The sequence below is a fragment of the Kitasatospora sp. NPDC042419 genome, from assembly GCF_056437345.1.
Window position 1 is genome coordinate 344,937 of record NZ_JBWKAW010000004.1, and the last position, 14,918, is coordinate 359,854.

Annotated in this window: 14 protein-coding genes; 5 read left to right on the forward strand and 9 right to left on the reverse strand. The window is 75.3% G+C overall.

All coding sequences use genetic code 11. The features are described 5' to 3' along the window. The first annotated feature begins 230 nt into the window (after window positions 1-230). The 3 genes from ggt to AC067J_RS11385 all read left to right on the forward strand — a co-directional run bounded on the left by ggt (window position 231) and on the right by AC067J_RS11385 (window position 3,761). Entirely contained in the window at window positions 231-2,033 is a 1,803-nt protein-coding gene (gene ggt, locus AC067J_RS11375) for a gamma-glutamyltransferase (protein WP_478297900.1), read from the forward strand. A gap of 156 nt (window positions 2,034-2,189) precedes the next feature. Continuing rightward, window positions 2,190-2,993, forward strand: a complete 804-nt coding sequence (locus AC067J_RS11380; RefSeq protein WP_478297902.1) for an exodeoxyribonuclease III — start codon at window positions 2,190-2,192, stop codon at window positions 2,991-2,993. A gap of 153 nt (window positions 2,994-3,146) precedes the next feature. Further along, window positions 3,147-3,761 carry a hypothetical protein gene (locus AC067J_RS11385; RefSeq protein WP_478297904.1) on the forward strand — a complete coding sequence of 205 codons (615 nt, stop codon included), beginning with the start codon at window positions 3,147-3,149 and terminating at the stop codon, window positions 3,759-3,761. 112 nt (window positions 3,762-3,873) lie between these two features. Here the strand turns inward: AC067J_RS11385 and AC067J_RS11390 are convergent, their stop codons facing one another. After that, window positions 3,874-4,662 (reverse strand): lysoplasmalogenase, encoded by a 789-nt coding sequence (locus AC067J_RS11390; protein WP_478297906.1) that lies wholly within the window; start codon window positions 4,660-4,662, stop codon window positions 3,874-3,876. A 347-nt stretch (window positions 4,663-5,009) separates the two neighbouring features. Here AC067J_RS11390 and AC067J_RS11395 point away from each other — a divergent pair, with 347 nt between their 5' ends. Next, window positions 5,010-6,974 carry a DUF2398 family protein gene (locus tag AC067J_RS11395; RefSeq protein WP_478297908.1) on the forward strand — a complete coding sequence of 655 codons (1,965 nt, stop codon included), beginning with the start codon at window positions 5,010-5,012 and terminating at the stop codon, window positions 6,972-6,974. Between the two features lie 4 nt (window positions 6,975-6,978). Here the strand turns inward: AC067J_RS11395 and AC067J_RS11400 are convergent, their stop codons facing one another. The 6 genes from AC067J_RS11400 to AC067J_RS11425 form a co-directional block, all read right to left on the reverse strand. Then, window positions 6,979-7,377 carry a hypothetical protein gene (locus tag AC067J_RS11400; RefSeq protein ID WP_478297910.1) on the reverse strand — a complete coding sequence of 133 codons (399 nt, stop codon included), beginning with the start codon at window positions 7,375-7,377 and terminating at the stop codon, window positions 6,979-6,981. Beyond that, window positions 7,374-7,655: a hypothetical protein gene (locus AC067J_RS11405; RefSeq protein ID WP_478297912.1), complete on the reverse strand. Its 282-nt coding sequence runs from the start codon at window positions 7,653-7,655 to the stop codon at window positions 7,374-7,376. Before AC067J_RS11405 ends, AC067J_RS11400 begins: the two co-directional genes overlap by 4 nt. Before the next feature lie 40 nt (window positions 7,656-7,695). Further along, window positions 7,696-7,875, reverse strand: a complete 180-nt coding sequence (locus AC067J_RS11410; RefSeq protein ID WP_478297914.1) for a hypothetical protein — start codon at window positions 7,873-7,875, stop codon at window positions 7,696-7,698. A gap of 139 nt (window positions 7,876-8,014) precedes the next feature. Further along, on the reverse strand, window positions 8,015-9,658 hold the full coding sequence (locus AC067J_RS11415) for a BCCT family transporter (RefSeq protein ID WP_478297916.1): 1,644 nt from the start codon (window positions 9,656-9,658) through the stop codon (window positions 8,015-8,017). Between the two features lie 143 nt (window positions 9,659-9,801). Then, on the reverse strand, window positions 9,802-10,182 hold the full coding sequence (locus AC067J_RS11420) for a MerR family transcriptional regulator (protein ID WP_478297918.1): 381 nt from the start codon (window positions 10,180-10,182) through the stop codon (window positions 9,802-9,804). A 197-nt stretch (window positions 10,183-10,379) separates the two neighbouring features. Beyond that, the gene (locus AC067J_RS11425; protein WP_478297920.1) at window positions 10,380-11,174 is read right to left on the reverse strand and encodes an alpha/beta fold hydrolase; all 795 of its coding nucleotides are present in this window, start codon (window positions 11,172-11,174) and stop codon (window positions 10,380-10,382) included. Window positions 11,175-11,646: 472 nt separating this feature from the next. Here AC067J_RS11425 and AC067J_RS11430 point away from each other — a divergent pair, with 472 nt between their 5' ends. Then, complete coding sequence (locus tag AC067J_RS11430; RefSeq protein WP_478297922.1) at window positions 11,647-13,044, forward strand: sulfite oxidase; 1,398 nt, start codon at window positions 11,647-11,649, stop codon at window positions 13,042-13,044. A gap of 56 nt (window positions 13,045-13,100) precedes the next feature. On the opposite strand, the gene AC067J_RS11435 is transcribed toward AC067J_RS11430, so the two are convergent. Continuing rightward, on the reverse strand, window positions 13,101-13,751 hold the full coding sequence (locus tag AC067J_RS11435; RefSeq protein ID WP_478297924.1) for a TetR/AcrR family transcriptional regulator: 651 nt from the start codon (window positions 13,749-13,751) through the stop codon (window positions 13,101-13,103). 148 nt (window positions 13,752-13,899) lie between these two features. Beyond that, on the reverse strand, window positions 13,900-14,808 hold the full coding sequence (locus AC067J_RS11440) for an acyl-CoA thioesterase (protein ID WP_478297926.1): 909 nt from the start codon (window positions 14,806-14,808) through the stop codon (window positions 13,900-13,902). Window positions 14,809-14,918 lie beyond the last annotated feature (110 nt).

The following is a 14,918-nucleotide window of genomic DNA, read 5'->3' on the forward strand; positions in this document are numbered from 1 at the left end:
GGTCGGCTCCTGCCCCCCTGGGGCGTCCCGCTCCTCGGGCGCACCGGATCCGGAACACGTTCCTGCGTTCCTGTGCTCCTGCGCTCCTTCGTTCCCCCGTACCTGCGCTCCTCCGTGCCGACTGCCGCGCGTCAACTACCCGTTGGTAGGTCCGTGGCCCTGTTGTCGGGGTCATGGCTCCTGTGAAACAACGGAGTTGACGTCCGCTCAGGAACTCAGGAGGACTCCGGATGAGAGCGCTGGCCCGAATCGCCCCGCCGTTGCTGCTCGCCACGGCCCTGGTCTGCACGGTCGCCGGGCCGGCCGGCGCGGCCGCGCCGCCGACCGCGACCCCGGCCAAGGTGCCCGAGGCGGTGGGCTGGGGCGGGGCGGTGGCCAGCGTGGACGCCGACGCCACGGCCGCCGGGATCGAGGTGCTGCGCAAGGGCGGCAACGCGGTGGACGCGGCCGTGGCCGTCGCCGCCGCGCTCGGCGTCACCGAGCCGTACTCGGCCGGGATCGGCGGCGGCGGGTACTTCGTCTACTACGACCACGACACCGGCCGGGTGCACACCATCGACGGCCGGGAGGTGGCCTCCCGGACCGCCGACGAGTCGCTGTTCCTGGAGGGCGGCAAGCCGCTGCCGTTCGCCGACGCCGTCACCAGCGGCCTCTCCGTCGGCGTGCCCGGCTCCCCGGCCACCTGGGAGACCGCCGTCCGGCTCTGGGGCAAGCGCCCCTTCGCCGAGGCGCTCAAGCCCGCCCAGCGGATCGCCGAGCAGGGCTTCACCGTCGACCAGACCTTCCAGGACCAGACCGCGCTCAACCAGGCCCGGTTCAAGGACTTCCCCGACACCGCCCGGCTCTTCCTGCCCGGCGGCGCGCTCCCCGTCGTCGGCTCGACCTTCCGCAACCCCGACCTCGCGGCCACCTACCGGCAGCTCGGCCGGGAGGGCGTCAAGGCGCTCTACCAGGGCGACCTCGCCGCCGACATCGTCCGCACCATCCAGCACCCGCCGGTCGACCCGGCCTCCGGACGCACCGCCAGGCCCGGCAAGGTGGACGCCGCCGACCTGGCCGGCTACCAGGTCCGCCGGCAGCAGCCCACCCACGTCGCCTACCGGGACTACGACCTCTACTCGATCGCCCCGTCCAGTTCCGGCGGCACCACCGTCGGCGAGGCGCTCGGCATCCTGGAGGACGGCGAGCTCGGCGGCTACGACGCCACGCAGTACTACCACCACTTCCTGGACGCCTCGCGGATCGCCTTCGCAGACCGCAACCGCTGGGTCGGCGACCCGGCGTTCAACGACGTCCCGGTGCGGGAGCTGCTCTCCGCGCGCTACGCCGCCTCGCGCGCCTGCCTGATCAGCCCCGACCGCGCCCTCACCAGCCCGCTCCCGCCCGGCGACCCGCGCCACCCCGCCGACTGCGCGAGCGAGGGCGTGGCGCCCGCCGCCGAGCCGTACGAGGGCCTGAGCACCAGCCACCTCACCGTGGCCGACCGCTGGGGCAACGTCGTCTCCTACACCCTCACCCTGGAGCAGACCGGCGGCAGCGGCATCACCGTCCCCGGCCGCGGCTTCCTGCTCAACAACGAGCTGACCGACTTCAACTTCACCCCGCTCGTCCCCGGCGTGCCCGACCCCAACCTGCCCGGCCCCGGCAAGCGGCCGCGCTCCTCGCTCTCGCCGACCATCGTGCTGCGCGACGGCGAGCCCGTGCTGGCGGCCGGTTCGCCCGGCGGCGCGACCATCATCACCACCACCCTCCAGGTGCTGCTCGGCCGCCTCGACCGGGGGCTGAGCCTGGAGCAGGCGATCGCCTCGCCGCGCGCCAGCCAGCGCAACACGGCCGCCACCCAGGCCGAGCCGGCCTTCCTGGCGCTGCCCGAACGGGCCCGGCTGGAGGCGCTCGGCCACGTCTTCGCGAGCACGCCGGAGATCGGCGCGGCGACCGGCGTCGAGCGGCTGCCGGACGGCCGCTGGGTCGCGGCCGCCGAACCGGTGCGCCGCGGCGGCGGCTCGGCGGCGGTGGTCCGGCCCGCCCCCTGACCCGGGGACGGCGACGGCTCGGGTGCCGGCGTCGGCACCGGGTCCGTGGCCGGGTCCGGCCGGGCCGGTTTGTCGGTGCCGTTCGGTAGATTCGGGGTGGACGCCTGCCAGGGCGTCCACCCCTCGTCCGTACCGCCATCGGGAAGGCCGCCCGCCGTGACCGTCCGCATCGCCACCTGGAACATCAACTCCGTCACCGCGCGGCTGCCCAAGCTCCTCGAATGGCTGGAGAGCGCCAAGCCCGACGTGCTCTGCCTCCAGGAGCTCAAGTGCGCGGCCGACGCGTTCCCGTACGAGCAGGTCCGCGAGCTGGGCTACGAGACCGCCGCCCACGGCACCGGCCGGTGGAACGGCGTGGCGATCGTCTCCCGGCTCGGCCTGGAGGACGTCGTCCGCGACCTCCCCGGCCAGCCCGGCTACCTCGCCGACGACGCCCTGCTGCCGGACGTCGAGCCGCGCGCCGTCGCCGCCACCTGCGGGCCGGTCCGGGTCTGGTCGGTCTACGTGCCCAACGGCCGCGAGGTCGACCACGCCCACTACCGCTACAAGCTGGAGTGGCTGGAGGCGCTGCGGCAGGCCTCGCTGGAGGACGCGGCCGGCACCCGCCCGTTCGCCGTCCTCGGCGACTTCAACATCGCCCCGACCGACGAGGACGTCTTCGATGTCGCCGCCTTCGAGGGCCTGACCCACGTCACCCCCGCCGAGCGGGCCGCACTGGCCGCCCTCGACGACGCCGGCCTGCACGACGTGATGCCCCGCCCGCTCAAGTACGACCGCCCCTACACCTACTGGGACTACCGCCAGCTGGCCTTCCCGAAGAACCGGGGCATGCGGATCGACCTCACCTACGCCAACAAGCCCTTCGCCGACGCCGTCACCGACAGCTACGTCGACCGCGAGGCCCGCAAGGGCAAGGGCACCTCGGACCACGCCCCGGTCGTCGTCGACCTCGATCTCTGAGTCACGGTGGGTGACGGCCGGTCCCCCGAACGGCCCTGACCGGTGGCCGGGCGGGGGAGGGGTGGATACCGTCGGTGAGTAACTGGGTGTAGTTGTTCGATCACGAGGACATCCGAGTCCCCGGCTGCGCCCGAGAATCCCGGAGGTTCCGGCATGCGCCCCACGCGTACGGCCGCCGCCGCCCTGATCGGCGCAGCGGTGCTGACCGGCCTGACGGCTCCCACCGCGATGGCCAAGGACGGTGCCGCCACGGTCAGCCCGTCCCAGGCCGCACCGGGCCAGACCGTGACGGTCACGGTCTCCTGCGAGAAGTCCGACAAGCCCGAAGGCAAGACCATCACCGCCAACTCCCCGGCCTTCGAGGGCGGCCCGGCCACCCTCACGCTCGGCTCGGACGGCAAGCACACCGGGTCCGCCCGGCTGGCGGGCAAGTACGCCGGCGACAACAAGGTCGACGGCAGCTGTCCGGACGGCGGCTCCTTCGCCACGAGCGTCACCGTGACGACGGTGTCGGTCTCGTCCTCCGGGGCCGGCTCCACGCCGACCGGGCTGGGCGGGTGGAGCGAGGCGGCCGGCGAGTGGGCCGGGTCGCTCGGGCAGTCCGGGGCGGGCAGCCAGCAGGTCGCCCCGCACGGCGCGGTGAAGACCGGCCTCGGCGGCTCGGTGGCGGCCGACCCGGTGGAGCTCGCGGGTGGTGTGCTGCTGGTCGCCGGCGGTGTGGGCGGGTTCTGGCTGCTGCGCCGGCGGGCCGGCGCCGGGTCCGCCTGAATGAACACCCGCACCGGAGCGGTTCGCTCAGGGGTGCCGCCGGACGGTCCGTCCGGCGGCACCCTGGGTCTGTCGGGCGGTCGGCCGCTCGGGCGGGGCCGTCAGGCGGCGGTCAGACGGCCGTAGGGCTTCCGGTGGGGTCCGCGTCCGCGGCGGTCCGGGTGCTCCCCGCGTCCTCGCTGCCCTCCGCTCCCTCCGCTTCCTTCGCGTGCTCGGCTGCCTCGGCGGCCCCGAGTGCGCCGGTGGCCAGCAGGTACTGCGCCAGGATGTACGTCGCCATGATCCAGAACTGGTGCCCCGGCAGCTCCCGCCACTTGGCCAGCTTGGTGGCGATCAGCGTGTCGGAGAGCAGGAACAGCGCCCCGCCCAGCCCGGTCCGCAGGCCCAGCCCGGCCGAGGCGACGGCCGTCGAGGCGAGTAGCAGGCTGTAGCCGGCGACCGGCGCCTGCAGGTCCCCGAGGTCCGGCCAGAGCCGGCCGATCATCGTCGCCCAGGCCGCCGCGTACGCCGCGGCCACCAGCAGCGCCCGGCGCCGTTCGGTGAGCGCCCCCTGCCCGACGAACATCGTCACGTAGCAGACGTGCGCCGCCGCGAACGAGCCCATGCCGGCCAGGAACGCCGTGTCGTTGCCGAGCTGGAGCAGGACGTCCCCGCCCGCGCTCAGCAGCAGCGCGGGCGCCAGCAGCTTCGGGGCCTGCCGGCCCGCCGCCGCGGCGCTGACCACGCTGTGCGCGGCCAGCAGCGGCATCAGCGCCGGCTTGGTGGCGTGCCGGAGCGCCGGAGTGTCGCTCAGGATCGCGCCCAGGTGGGCCACCGAGGTGGTGGCGAAGCCGGTGAGCAGCCCGGTGGCCGAACGCAGACGGCCGCCGAGAACGGCGCGGGTGGTCGTACGGATGCTCATGCGGCGGTGTCCTCCGGGTGGGTGGGGAGCGGGGTGGTCCCTGCTGGGCACGATAGGCGACCGGAGCAGGGCAGGGAAGAGATTGTTACCCGCGCGTAGGTTCCCGGTCGGCAGGGGGGCGGGGCGCCCGGCCGGATCGGCGCGCGCGGCGACGGCGCGCCGGCCGGGCACGTCGACCGCCGGCCGGCCCGGTCCCCGCCGGGCGCCGCCCGGCCCGACCCGGTCCGATCCCGTGCGCCGGTCGGACGCCGCTCCGTCGTCGGGCGCGAGGTGACGCGCGGTTCGGTGGCCCGGGGGGCCGGTAGCTGCCACGGGGGCCGCGCCCACCGTCTACTCTGGTCCACGACATGGAGCAGCAGGAGTACGCGATCGGCACCGCACGGGTGACCGGTGGCACGTCGGACGGGCGCGCGGGCGGGGCGGGGCGGGGCACCACCGACGCCGTCGTCGTCGTACGCGAGGCCGTACCCGCAGCCTCGGCCCGGTCCGTACCCGTGCCCGCGTCTGATGCCGTGGTCACGGCGGGAGCTGACGACCCGCAGGCGGCTGCCGCGGTGGTCGCCGGACCGGGGCCCGCGCTCTCGCCCGACCCGGGGCTGCTCCGGCTCGCCGAGTGGTTCGCCCGGGCCGACCCCGGCACCGCCGACGACCTCTGCGCCGCCTCCTTCGGCCTCTACCCGGCCCGCCACTTCGGCGCACCCGCGGTGGCGGCACCGGCGGTGCCCGTGCCCGCGCAGGCGGGACCGGCGGCGGCCGAACCCTTCGCCGGTTCCCCGGAGTCCGCCCCGGCCGCACCCGCACCCGGACCCGCACCCGCACCCGTCTCTGTCTCCGCCGCCGAACCGGTGGCCGAGGTCAGCTGGTGGCACGGCCCCACCGCCCACGCCCCCGTCCTGCTGCGCACCCGCGAGGCCCGGCCCGCCGGCGGCCTGCGCCGCGCCCGCCGGGACGCCGGAGCGCTTCCCGTCGTCCTCTCGGGCGCCAAGCCGGGCAGGCCCGGCAAGCACCGCAAGCCCGAACGCTCCCGGGGCGCGGCGGCCGGAACCCAGGACCGGTCCGCCGCCACCACCGCGGCCGAACGGCGGATCGCCGCCCGGCTGTTGCTCGCCCACCCGCTGGTCACCGCCTCCGGGCCGCACGCCGACGGCTTCCCGCTGATCCGCCGTCACGGCGACTGGCTCACCGAGCGCTTCGACACCCTGCTCGGCTACCGCCTGGTCGTCGGCCCCTGGCACGCGCGTCTGCACAAGGCCGGACTCGGCCCCGGATGCACCCGCCGCCTCGAACACCCCGTCACCGGTGAGCCGTTCACCCCCGGCGGGTACGCCCAGCTGGCGCTCGCGCTGGCCCTGCTGGTCGACGCGCCCGAGCGGCTGCCGCTCGGCGGGCTGCTGTCCGCGATGCGTGCCGTCGGCCCGGAGGCCGCGCCCGCCCCGGACGCCGCGCGCGCCGACCTGGGCATGGCGCTCGCCACGCTCGCCGACTGGCAGGTGCTGACCGACCTCCCGGCGGATCCGGGCGGTCCGACCGGTCCGGGAGGCTCGGGCGGTTCAGGTGGGCCGGGCGGTCCGGGTGACGGCGAGACCGTCCTGACGGTCGACCGGGAGCTCGCCCGCGCTGTCCCGGCCGGTCCGCCCGCGCTCGCCGCCGACGCCGCCGAGCTGATCCGCCGCGCCGCCGAGGCCGAACCCGGCACCGCCGTCCGCCGCCGCCTCGCCGAGACCCCGGCCGTCCTCGCCACCGACCTGCCCGAGGACCAGCGCGCCTGGCTGCGCGACCACCGCCACTCCGGCCCGGCCGCCCTCGCCGACTTCCTCGGCCTGGAGGCGGAGCACCGCGCCGAGGGCGTCGCCCTGCTCGACCCCGCCGAGGAGCTCACCGACCTCGCCCTGCCCGGGGCCGGCACCCTCCCGCAGGCCGCCCTGCTGCTGGTCGAGCGCCTGGTCGAGGAGGTCCGGCCGCTCCCCGGCGAGACCACCGACGCCGACGTGCCCGTCCCGGACGCGCTGATAGACGGGGTCCTCGGCGACATCGCGGACGAGTACGGGCTCCCGGCCGACCGGCGCCGTGACTACCTGGCGGACCGTACGGCGCTGCGCCGCGACGCCCTGGACCTGCTCCACCGGATGGGCCTGATCACCCCCGCCCCCCGCGGCACCCGGCCCCCGGGCTGGCTCCTGCGCGCCCCCGCGGCCCGCTACGCCCCGGCCCCCGACCTCCTGCCCGCCCCCGGCACCGGCCGCCACTCCCGCCGCGACCCGGAGGCCACCATCCCCGCCCCGCTGTCCCCGAGGGCCGAGCAGCACGCGTGAGGGTTCAGAGGCGGGCCACCCTGAGGCGACCGTCGGAGATGCGTTCGATGTCGTCGACATCGGACGTGTAGACGACGACCCGGCCCTGCTGCCGGAGCGCGACGGCCACCAGTGCGGCGTCGATCGCGTACTTGTGGCCGTGGAGCCCGGCGCCGCGGAGGAGGGTGAGGGCTTCCTCGGCCAGGTCCTGGGTGACCGGCTCGACGATGATGCGGGAGAGGGTCCAGTTCCAGGCCGCTTTGTTGATGCGTTCGTGGTGGGCTTCGATCATGGTCATGGAGCTGGTGACGACCCGGATGCCCTGCTTGGCTGCGTCCTTGAGTCGACCCCCCATGGGAGTCGCGCCCAGCGCGGCCTGCGAGAGGCTCTCGGAGTCGAGGACGTAGACGAGTCCGGTGTTCAACTCGCTCGCCTCTCCTGCTCCAGTGCGCGGGCCTCGCGGGCGGCGAACCAGGCCTCGTGCTCGCGGCGCTCGGCTTCGGCCTCGCTCAGTGCCTGCTCCGGGACCGGACCGTATTCCGATTCCCACCAGTCCACCAGTTCACCGAGCCGGTCCCGCTCCGCCTGGCGCTCTATGGCCTGCGTGACGTAGCGGCTGAACTCGCCGGGGCCGACTTTCGAACGGATCTCCTCCGCGAGATCCTCGGGCAGGGTCACGGTGTACTTCTTGGTGGTGGCCATACCAATGACCATACCATGACTCCGTGTGACCCCGGTCACATCATCGGCTGGCCGTGGCGGTCGCCACCGTGTCGTGCCGGACGGTCTCCACGGTGGCCCCGACACCCAGGGTGCCGAGGGTGACGGAGGCGAGGACGGCGGCGCAGGCCAGGAAACGGCGGTGGCGCTTGGGCAGGGGGAAGCGCGGATCCTGGGGGGTCGCCGGAGGGTTGGCGTTCATGACAGGGAGCGTTCCAGGGTGGCATGAACGGTCGCTACGTGCGGGTGAAGTCCGGATGGGGGGTGGGCGTCGGGTTGGGCACCATGCGCAACGCCGCAGGTCACGCCCCGCCCCGGGGGTCGGGCGGGGCGTGGAGGGTTCACTCGGACGGGGGATGCCGGTCGCCTCGCCGGGCGTCGGCGAGGGCGTCGCCGACGGCGACCCGGACGGCGTCCCGCAGGCCGTGGGCGGCGTGGAAGCGGGAGGGCCCGGCGGCGGGGTCCTCCCGCAGCTCCTTCACCAGGGCGACGCAGAGCAGCAGCATCACCACGACGAACGGCAGTGCCACCAGGATGGTGGCGTTCTGCAGCGCGGTGAGCCCGCCGGCCAGCAGCAGCGCGGCGGCGACCCCGCCCATCAGGACGCCCCAGACCACCACCAGCCAGGTGCGCGGGTGCAGCGACCCGCGGCTGGAGAGCGAACCGAGGACGAGCGAGGCGGAGTCGGCACTGGTGATGAAGAAGGTCATCACCAGCAGCACCGCGACCACGCTGGTCACCGAGCCGAGCGGCAGCGAGCGCAGCATCTCGAACAGCGACGCCTCCGCGCCCTGCGGGATGGTCGCGACGAGGTCGGCGGCGCCGGTGGAGTCCAGCCGGATGGCGGTGCCGCCCATCACGCAGAACCAGACGACTGTGGCCCCGCTGGGCACCAGCAGCACGCCGACCAGGAACTGGCGGATGGTGCGGCCGCGGGAGATGCGGGCGATGAAGGTGCCGACGAACGGCGCCCAGGAGAGCCACCACGCCCAGTAGAAGATGGTCCAGGTGCCGAGCCAGCTCTCGTCGGTGAAGGCGCCGGTCTGGGTGGACATGGCGAGCAGGTCGGAGAGGTAGCCGCCGACGGTGGACGGGATCGCGTCCAGGACGAAGACGGACGGGCCGAAGACGAAGACGAAGAGCATGATCAGCGAGGCCAGCACGACGTTCGCGGTGGAGAGCCACTTGACGCCCTTGTGCACTCCGGAGAAGGCGGAGACGACGAAGGCGGCGCTCAGCGAGCCGATGATGATCAGCTGGGTGCGCTCGGTGTTCTCGACGGACGAGATGAAGCCGAGGCCGTCGGCGACCTGGAGGGCGCCGAGGCCGAGGCTGGTGGCCGAGCCGAAGACGGTGGCGAAGACGGCGAGCATGTCGATCGCCCGGCCCGGCCAGCCGTCGGCGCCGCGCTGCCCGATCAGCGGGACGAAGGCGGAGGAGATCCGGTTGCCCCGGCCCTTGCGGAAGGTGGTGTAGGCGAGGGCGAGGCCGCCGACCGCGTAGATCGCCCAGGGGTGCAGGGTCCAGTGGAAGAGCGAGAACTCCAGCGCCTGCTGGGCGGCGGCCGGGGACTGCGGCTCCAGGCCGGAGCCGGGCTGCGGGCTGGCCCACAGCTGGAGCGGCTCGCCGACGCCGTAGAACATCAGGCCGATGCCCATGCCGGCGCTGAACATCATGGCGATCCAGGCGAGGGTGGAGAACTCCGGCTCGTCGTCGTCGCGGCCGAGCCGGATCCGGCCGAAGCGGCTGAAGGCGAGCAGGACGGTGAGGACGAGGAAGACGTCGGCGGCCACGACGAACAGCCAGCCGAAGTTGTGCAGGACCCAGTCGAGGGCGGTGCCGGAGGTCCGGCCGAGGGAGTCCTCGGCGAAGACGCCCCAGGCGACGACCGCCAGCACCAGGGCGGCACTGATCCCGAACACCGCCCGGTCGACGGGGAGGGTGGCGGCGGGTTCGTCCGGCGGCTCGGGCGGCTGACTGGTCATGGGGGTACCTCTCGCGGCGTACTGGCTGGTCGACGGCATGATCGGAAAAGGGATACATGTCGTACTATGTCCAGTTCCCGCCAGGAGGCGGGGGAGGGCACGCCGGGGAGGGGGAGGTGACGCGGCGCCGGGGCGGCGGTCCGTCAGGCCGCGGCCGCCGCGTACTCGTGCGTCGGGGGCAGTGCCGCGTCCAGGTACCCGGCGAGGGCCGTCCGGCTGCGGGTCAGCTCGTCGATCCGGGCGTCGAGTTCGGCCAGTTCGCCGCGGAGCGTGCCGAGCAGGTCGGGACAGGCCTCCAGGGCCGGGATCGGGCCGCGGGCGCACGGGAGGATGCTCGCGATCACCCGGGTGGACAGGCCCGCCGCCAGCAGGCTGCGGATCTGCCGCACCCGGATCGCGTCCCCCTCGGTGTACTCGCGGTAGCCGGCGGCGGACCGGGCGGGTTCGAGCAGGCCCTGCTCCCCGTAGTACCGCAGCAGGCGGGTGGACACCCCGGTCAGGCGGGCGAGTTCTCCGATGCGCATGACCGGGCGAACGCCGCTCCCCGTCGGGGTGTTCCCCGGAGCGCCCGGCGGAGCGTGACAACGGCAGGTCGGGGGCCGGATCGCTGCCGCCTGCCGCCTGGCGCCTGCCACCTGGCGTCGGGCGCCCGGCCTTGGGCTGCAGGGGCCACCCGCTGTCCGCCGCCCGGCCCCCGCCGCCCGGCCCCGCCGCGCAGGCGCTACGCGGCGGCCGGGCCGGTGAGGAAGTCCAGCACCAGCCGCCGCAGCTCGGGCAGCCGCTCGACCATCGGCAGGTGGCCGGCCGTCAGCTCGGCGAGCCGGGCGCCGGGGATGCCCTCGGCCAGGGCGCGGTGCTGCTCCGGTGCGACCAGGCCGTCCTCGGTGGTGGAGATGACCAGGGTCGGCACGGCTATCGCGGCCAGCTCGCCGCGGACGTCGGCGCCGGCGGCCAGGTCGAACTGCCGGCGGAAGCCGGCCGGGACCGGCGCGGCCGCCAGCGCGGCCCGGAGACCGGCGAGCTGCTCGGCGGGGAGGGCGTCGATCCAGGTGCGGCCGAACGCCACGGTCAGGGTCTGGTCGGCCAGCAGCGCGGGCTGCCCGATCAGGGCGACGGCCTGGTCGGCCAGCAGCCGGAACCGCTGGGATCCGCCGGCCACCCCGGAGAGCAGCAGCAGGGAGCGGACCCGCCCGGGGTGGCGGGTGACGGTCCGGACGGCGACGGCGGCGCCGAGCGAGTAGCCGGCCAGGTCGAACTCGGCCAGGCCCTCCGCGTCGGCGGAGGCCACCAGACGGTCCGCCAGTTCGTCGAGCGAGTGCTCGCCCGGCTCGTCGGGGCTGTCGCCGGAGCCCGGGTAGTCGGGGGCGACGACGGTGCGGTGGGCGGCGAGGTCGTCGATCAGCGGGCCCCAGTTCTCGCGGGCGCTGCCGCCCGCCCCGTGGGCGAGCAGCAGGCCGGGGCCGGAACCCCGGACGATCCGGGCGAGCGGGGCGGGGGCGACCTTCGGCGTGGTCATGGCGGTGCTCCTGTGCGGACGTTCGGGCCGGCCGGATGGTCGGCCCGCTCCGCACGCTAGGAGTTGACACCGGTGTGAAGGTCAAGCTGCCGACCGGCCGGTCTCCGCCGATTCGCCATGATCGCCTGACGCGGTGTCGGGGTCGGATCTATGATCCGGCTCGTGACCGGGGTACTCCGTACAGCGACGACCGCAGGGCGGCCCGCCCTCCCCGCTGCCTGCGGGTTCGCCCGCGCGGGCGTCCGCAGACCGGCCGGCGGGGCCGCTGGCGCCGCCTGCTCGCGCGGCCGCCGGCACGGTCGCTGAGCCTGCGTACGGCCACCCCGGACCACCCGGCGCCCCGGCCGATCCGGCCCCGCCGGCCGCCGCGGCGCCGGCCTGTTCCGGCCGCGGCGCCGGCCTCGGGTCCCCACCCCGGCCGACGACCGCCGCCACCTCCACGACACGACACGACACGAACGGAAGTGATCCCATGCCCGCCGACATCCCCTCGGAAGCCGTGTACGACGAGCTCCGCCGCCGCCAGTGGCTGGCCGGCGCGGCCCGCGCGGACGGCGTCGACCGCAGAACCCTGCTGCGCATGCTCGCCGCCGCCGGGGTGGTCGCCGCCCCCACCGCCGGTGCGCTGCTCACCCCGGACCACGCGCGCGCCGCGGGTGTCGGGCCCGCCGCCGCGCCCACCACCGAACCGTTCGCCGCCGAATCGTCCACCACCGAACCGTCCGTCGCGGCGGCCGCCGGCCCGGTGCCCGGGATCGTCAAGCCGCTGCCCGCCGAGTGGTTCGTGCCGCGCGGCACCAACGCCGAGATGCGCTTCGACGCGTTACGCGGGGGAGCGGACGGCGGCCCGGGCGACGGTCCGGTCGGGCGCCACATCCCGGTCGAGCGGTTCTTCGTCCGCAACCACACCAGCACGCCGCTGATCGACGCCGACGGCTGGCGCCTGCGGCTCTTCGGCAGCGGCCTGCGCGGCGCCCCCACCGGGGACCGGCCGGTCGAACTCTCCCTCGACGACCTGCGCGGCCTCCCCGCCCACTCGCTCGGCGCCGTGGTCGAGTGCGCCGGCAACGGCCGCAGCTTCTTCACCACCCAGCAGCAGCGGACGGTGCCCGGCACCCCGTGGACGCTCGGCGGGATCGGCTCGGCCCACTGGCGCGGCGTGCGGCTGGCGGACGTGCTGCGGCGGGCCGGTCTGACCCACGACGCGGTGGACGTGCTGCCGAGCGGTCTCGACCCGGAGTTCGTGTCCGGCGGCGTCAACCTCGGCCGGGTCCGCCGCCCGCTGCCGGTGGCCAAGGCGCTGGACGACGTGCTGCTCGCCTACGAGATGAACGGCGAGCCGCTGACCCCCGACCACGGTGCGCCGGTCCGGCTGGTGGTGCCGGGCTGGGTCGGGATCGCCTCGATCAAGTGGGTCGGCACCGTCGAGGTCGCCGACCACCCGCTCTACTCGCCCTGGAACACCGACTTCTACCGCCTCTTCGGCCCCGACCACCCGGTCGGCGGCAGCGCCCCGCTCACCGTGCAGCCCGTCAGGAGCGCCTTCGAGCTGGCCCGCGGGGCGGTGCTGGCGACGGGCCGCCGGCACCGGCTGCACGGCCGGTCCTGGTCGGGGGCGGCGGCGGTCCGCACGGTCGAGGTGTCCACCGACGGCGGCCGGCGGTGGCGCCGGGCCGACCTCCGCGACGAGCCGCGCGCCGGCAACTGGACGCGCTGGAGCATCGACTGGCGTCCGGAGCGGCCGGGGCCGTACGAGCTGCGGGCGCGGGCGACCGACCGCCGGGGCAACACCCAGCCCGAGACGGCGGTGTTCAACCGCGAGGGCTACCTGTTCGACGCGGTGGTGGTCCACCCGGTGACGGTGGCCTGACCGCGCCCCGAGGGGCCGGACACCCGGAGGTCCGGTCCCCCGGCCCGCCGCGGGGCTCAGGCGCTGGACGGGACCTCGTACGGGGCCGGGTACGGGGTCTCGTACGGGGTCAGCACCAGCCGCACCACGTCCTCCAGTCGCCGCCGGGCGTCGCCGAGCGTGGTGCGGCCGGTCACCCAGGCGGTCAGCTCGCCCTGCCAGGCGTGGCCGACGATGTGCCGCACCAGGTCGCTCGTGGCCGCCGGGACCTCGGCCATCACCGCCTGGAGCGCGGCGCTGTCGGCCCGGGCCATGCCCTGCAGGGCCTCGCTGGCGAACGGGTCGGTGGAGGCGGCGACGGCCACCCGGAGCCGGGCGAGTTCGGGTTGGCGCTGGTAGGCGCGCATCCCGCCGCGGACGAACCGCACCACCCGGTCGGTGGCGCCCAGGCCGGCGCGCGGTCCGCGCAGCTCCGCCACCAGGTCGGCCAGCAGCAGCCGGTGCCATTCGGCGATGGCGGCCGCCAGCAGGTGGTCCTTGGAGGAGAAGTAGCGGTACGCCGTCCCCAGGGCGACTCCGGACCGCTCGCAGACCTGCTTCATCTGCAGCCGCTCGACGCCGATCTCGTTCACCAGGGCGAGCGCGGCCGCGATGAGACTCTCGCGGCGTTCGAGTTGACGCGGAGACATCGCCTCCACCGGCCGTGGTGACAGGTCAACCTTGGTCACCCGCACCATGATACGGGCCGGGGCCGCTCAGGAATATGACGCCGACCGGCCGCCCGCCGTTCTCCCACCGGTCACCGGGCCGTGGACGGCCCGCCCCGGGCGGGCTGCCGGGGCGGGCCGGCCGGGGCGTGACCGGTCCGGGCCGTGGTCAGCGCGGTGCGACCACGCGCTCGCGGATCAGCGCCTCCTGCACGGCGGAGGCCACCAGCCGCCCCTCCCGGTCGTAGAACTCGCCCAGGGAGAGTCCGCGGCCGTCCGAGGAGGACGGGCTGCGCTGGGCGAACAGCAGCCACTCGTCGGCCCGGAACGGCCGGTGGAACCACATCGCGTGGTCCAGCGAGGCCATCAGCAGCCGGGGCGGCTCGGTGCGCTGGAAGAAGTTCGGCTGCAGGTGCAGTCCGGCCGTCGAGGCGAGCGTGAGGTCCGAGAGGTAGGTGAGCGCGCAGACGTGCAGCAGCGGGTCGTCGGCGGGCAGCGGGGAGCCGGCGCGCAGCCAGACGAACTGCTGCGGCATGCCCGGGACGGCGGGCGGCACGCCCGGCGCGTCCGGTGGGACGAAGCGCAGCTCCAGGGCGCCGAAGCCGCTGCGGGCGAGTGCCGCGCGCGCCGCGTCGTCCCAGGAGGCGAAGGCGTCCGGCAGTTCCTCGGGGCCGGGCAGGGATGGTGTCTCCCGGTGCCGGTCGGCGGCCCGTTCGGGGCGCTTGAAGGAGGCGGAGAGGGTGAAGACCGCCTCGCCCCGCTGCATCGCCGTCACCCGGCGGGTGGCGTAGGAGGAGCCCTGTCGGACCTGGTCGACCCGGTAGTCGATCGGGTGGGACGGGTCGCCGGCCACCAGGAAGTAGCCGTGCAGCGAGTGCACCGCGCGCTCGGCCCCGACCGTCCGCCCGGCCGCCACCAGCGCCTGCGCGGCGACCTGGCCGCCGAACGCGCGCATCGGCGCCCCGGCGTGGCAGTGGCCGCGGAACGTGTTCTCGTCGAGCCGCTCGATCAGCAGCAGCTCGGCGAACGGGCCGGCGGCGTCGGTCGCCCGTCTCTCCTGTTCGGTCAGCTCTGTCACGGGCCCATAGTGACAGAAGGCGCCCGCCCGCCGGTGTGACCTGGGTAACCCTTTCGGGGGAACCTTGCCGATAGAACCTGTTTCAGTTCGAGTCGTTCGGGACGGGTGGG

What these genes read in the sequence shown, in the direction of transcription:
- AC067J_RS11430 (WP_478297922.1), top strand. Translation starts at nt 11,647, where the DNA reads ATGCCCGCCGACATCCCCTCGGAAGCCGTGTACGACGAGCTCCGCCGC.
- AC067J_RS11405 (WP_478297912.1), bottom strand. Translation starts at nt 7,655, where the DNA reads ATGGCCACCACCAAGAAGTACACCGTGACCCTGCCCGAGGATCTCGCG.
- AC067J_RS11410 (WP_478297914.1), bottom strand. Translation starts at nt 7,875, where the DNA reads ATGAACGCCAACCCTCCGGCGACCCCCCAGGATCCGCGCTTCCCCCTG.
- AC067J_RS11420 (WP_478297918.1), bottom strand. Translation starts at nt 10,182, where the DNA reads ATGCGCATCGGAGAACTCGCCCGCCTGACCGGGGTGTCCACCCGCCTG.
- AC067J_RS11395 (WP_478297908.1), top strand. Translation starts at nt 5,010, where the DNA reads ATGGAGCAGCAGGAGTACGCGATCGGCACCGCACGGGTGACCGGTGGC.
- AC067J_RS11425 (WP_478297920.1), bottom strand. Translation starts at nt 11,174, where the DNA reads ATGACCACGCCGAAGGTCGCCCCCGCCCCGCTCGCCCGGATCGTCCGG.
- ggt (WP_478297900.1), top strand. Translation starts at nt 231, where the DNA reads ATGAGAGCGCTGGCCCGAATCGCCCCGCCGTTGCTGCTCGCCACGGCC.
- AC067J_RS11415 (WP_478297916.1), bottom strand. Translation starts at nt 9,658, where the DNA reads ATGACCAGTCAGCCGCCCGAGCCGCCGGACGAACCCGCCGCCACCCTC.
- AC067J_RS11385 (WP_478297904.1), top strand. Translation starts at nt 3,147, where the DNA reads ATGCGCCCCACGCGTACGGCCGCCGCCGCCCTGATCGGCGCAGCGGTG.
- AC067J_RS11390 (WP_478297906.1), bottom strand. Translation starts at nt 4,662, where the DNA reads ATGAGCATCCGTACGACCACCCGCGCCGTTCTCGGCGGCCGTCTGCGT.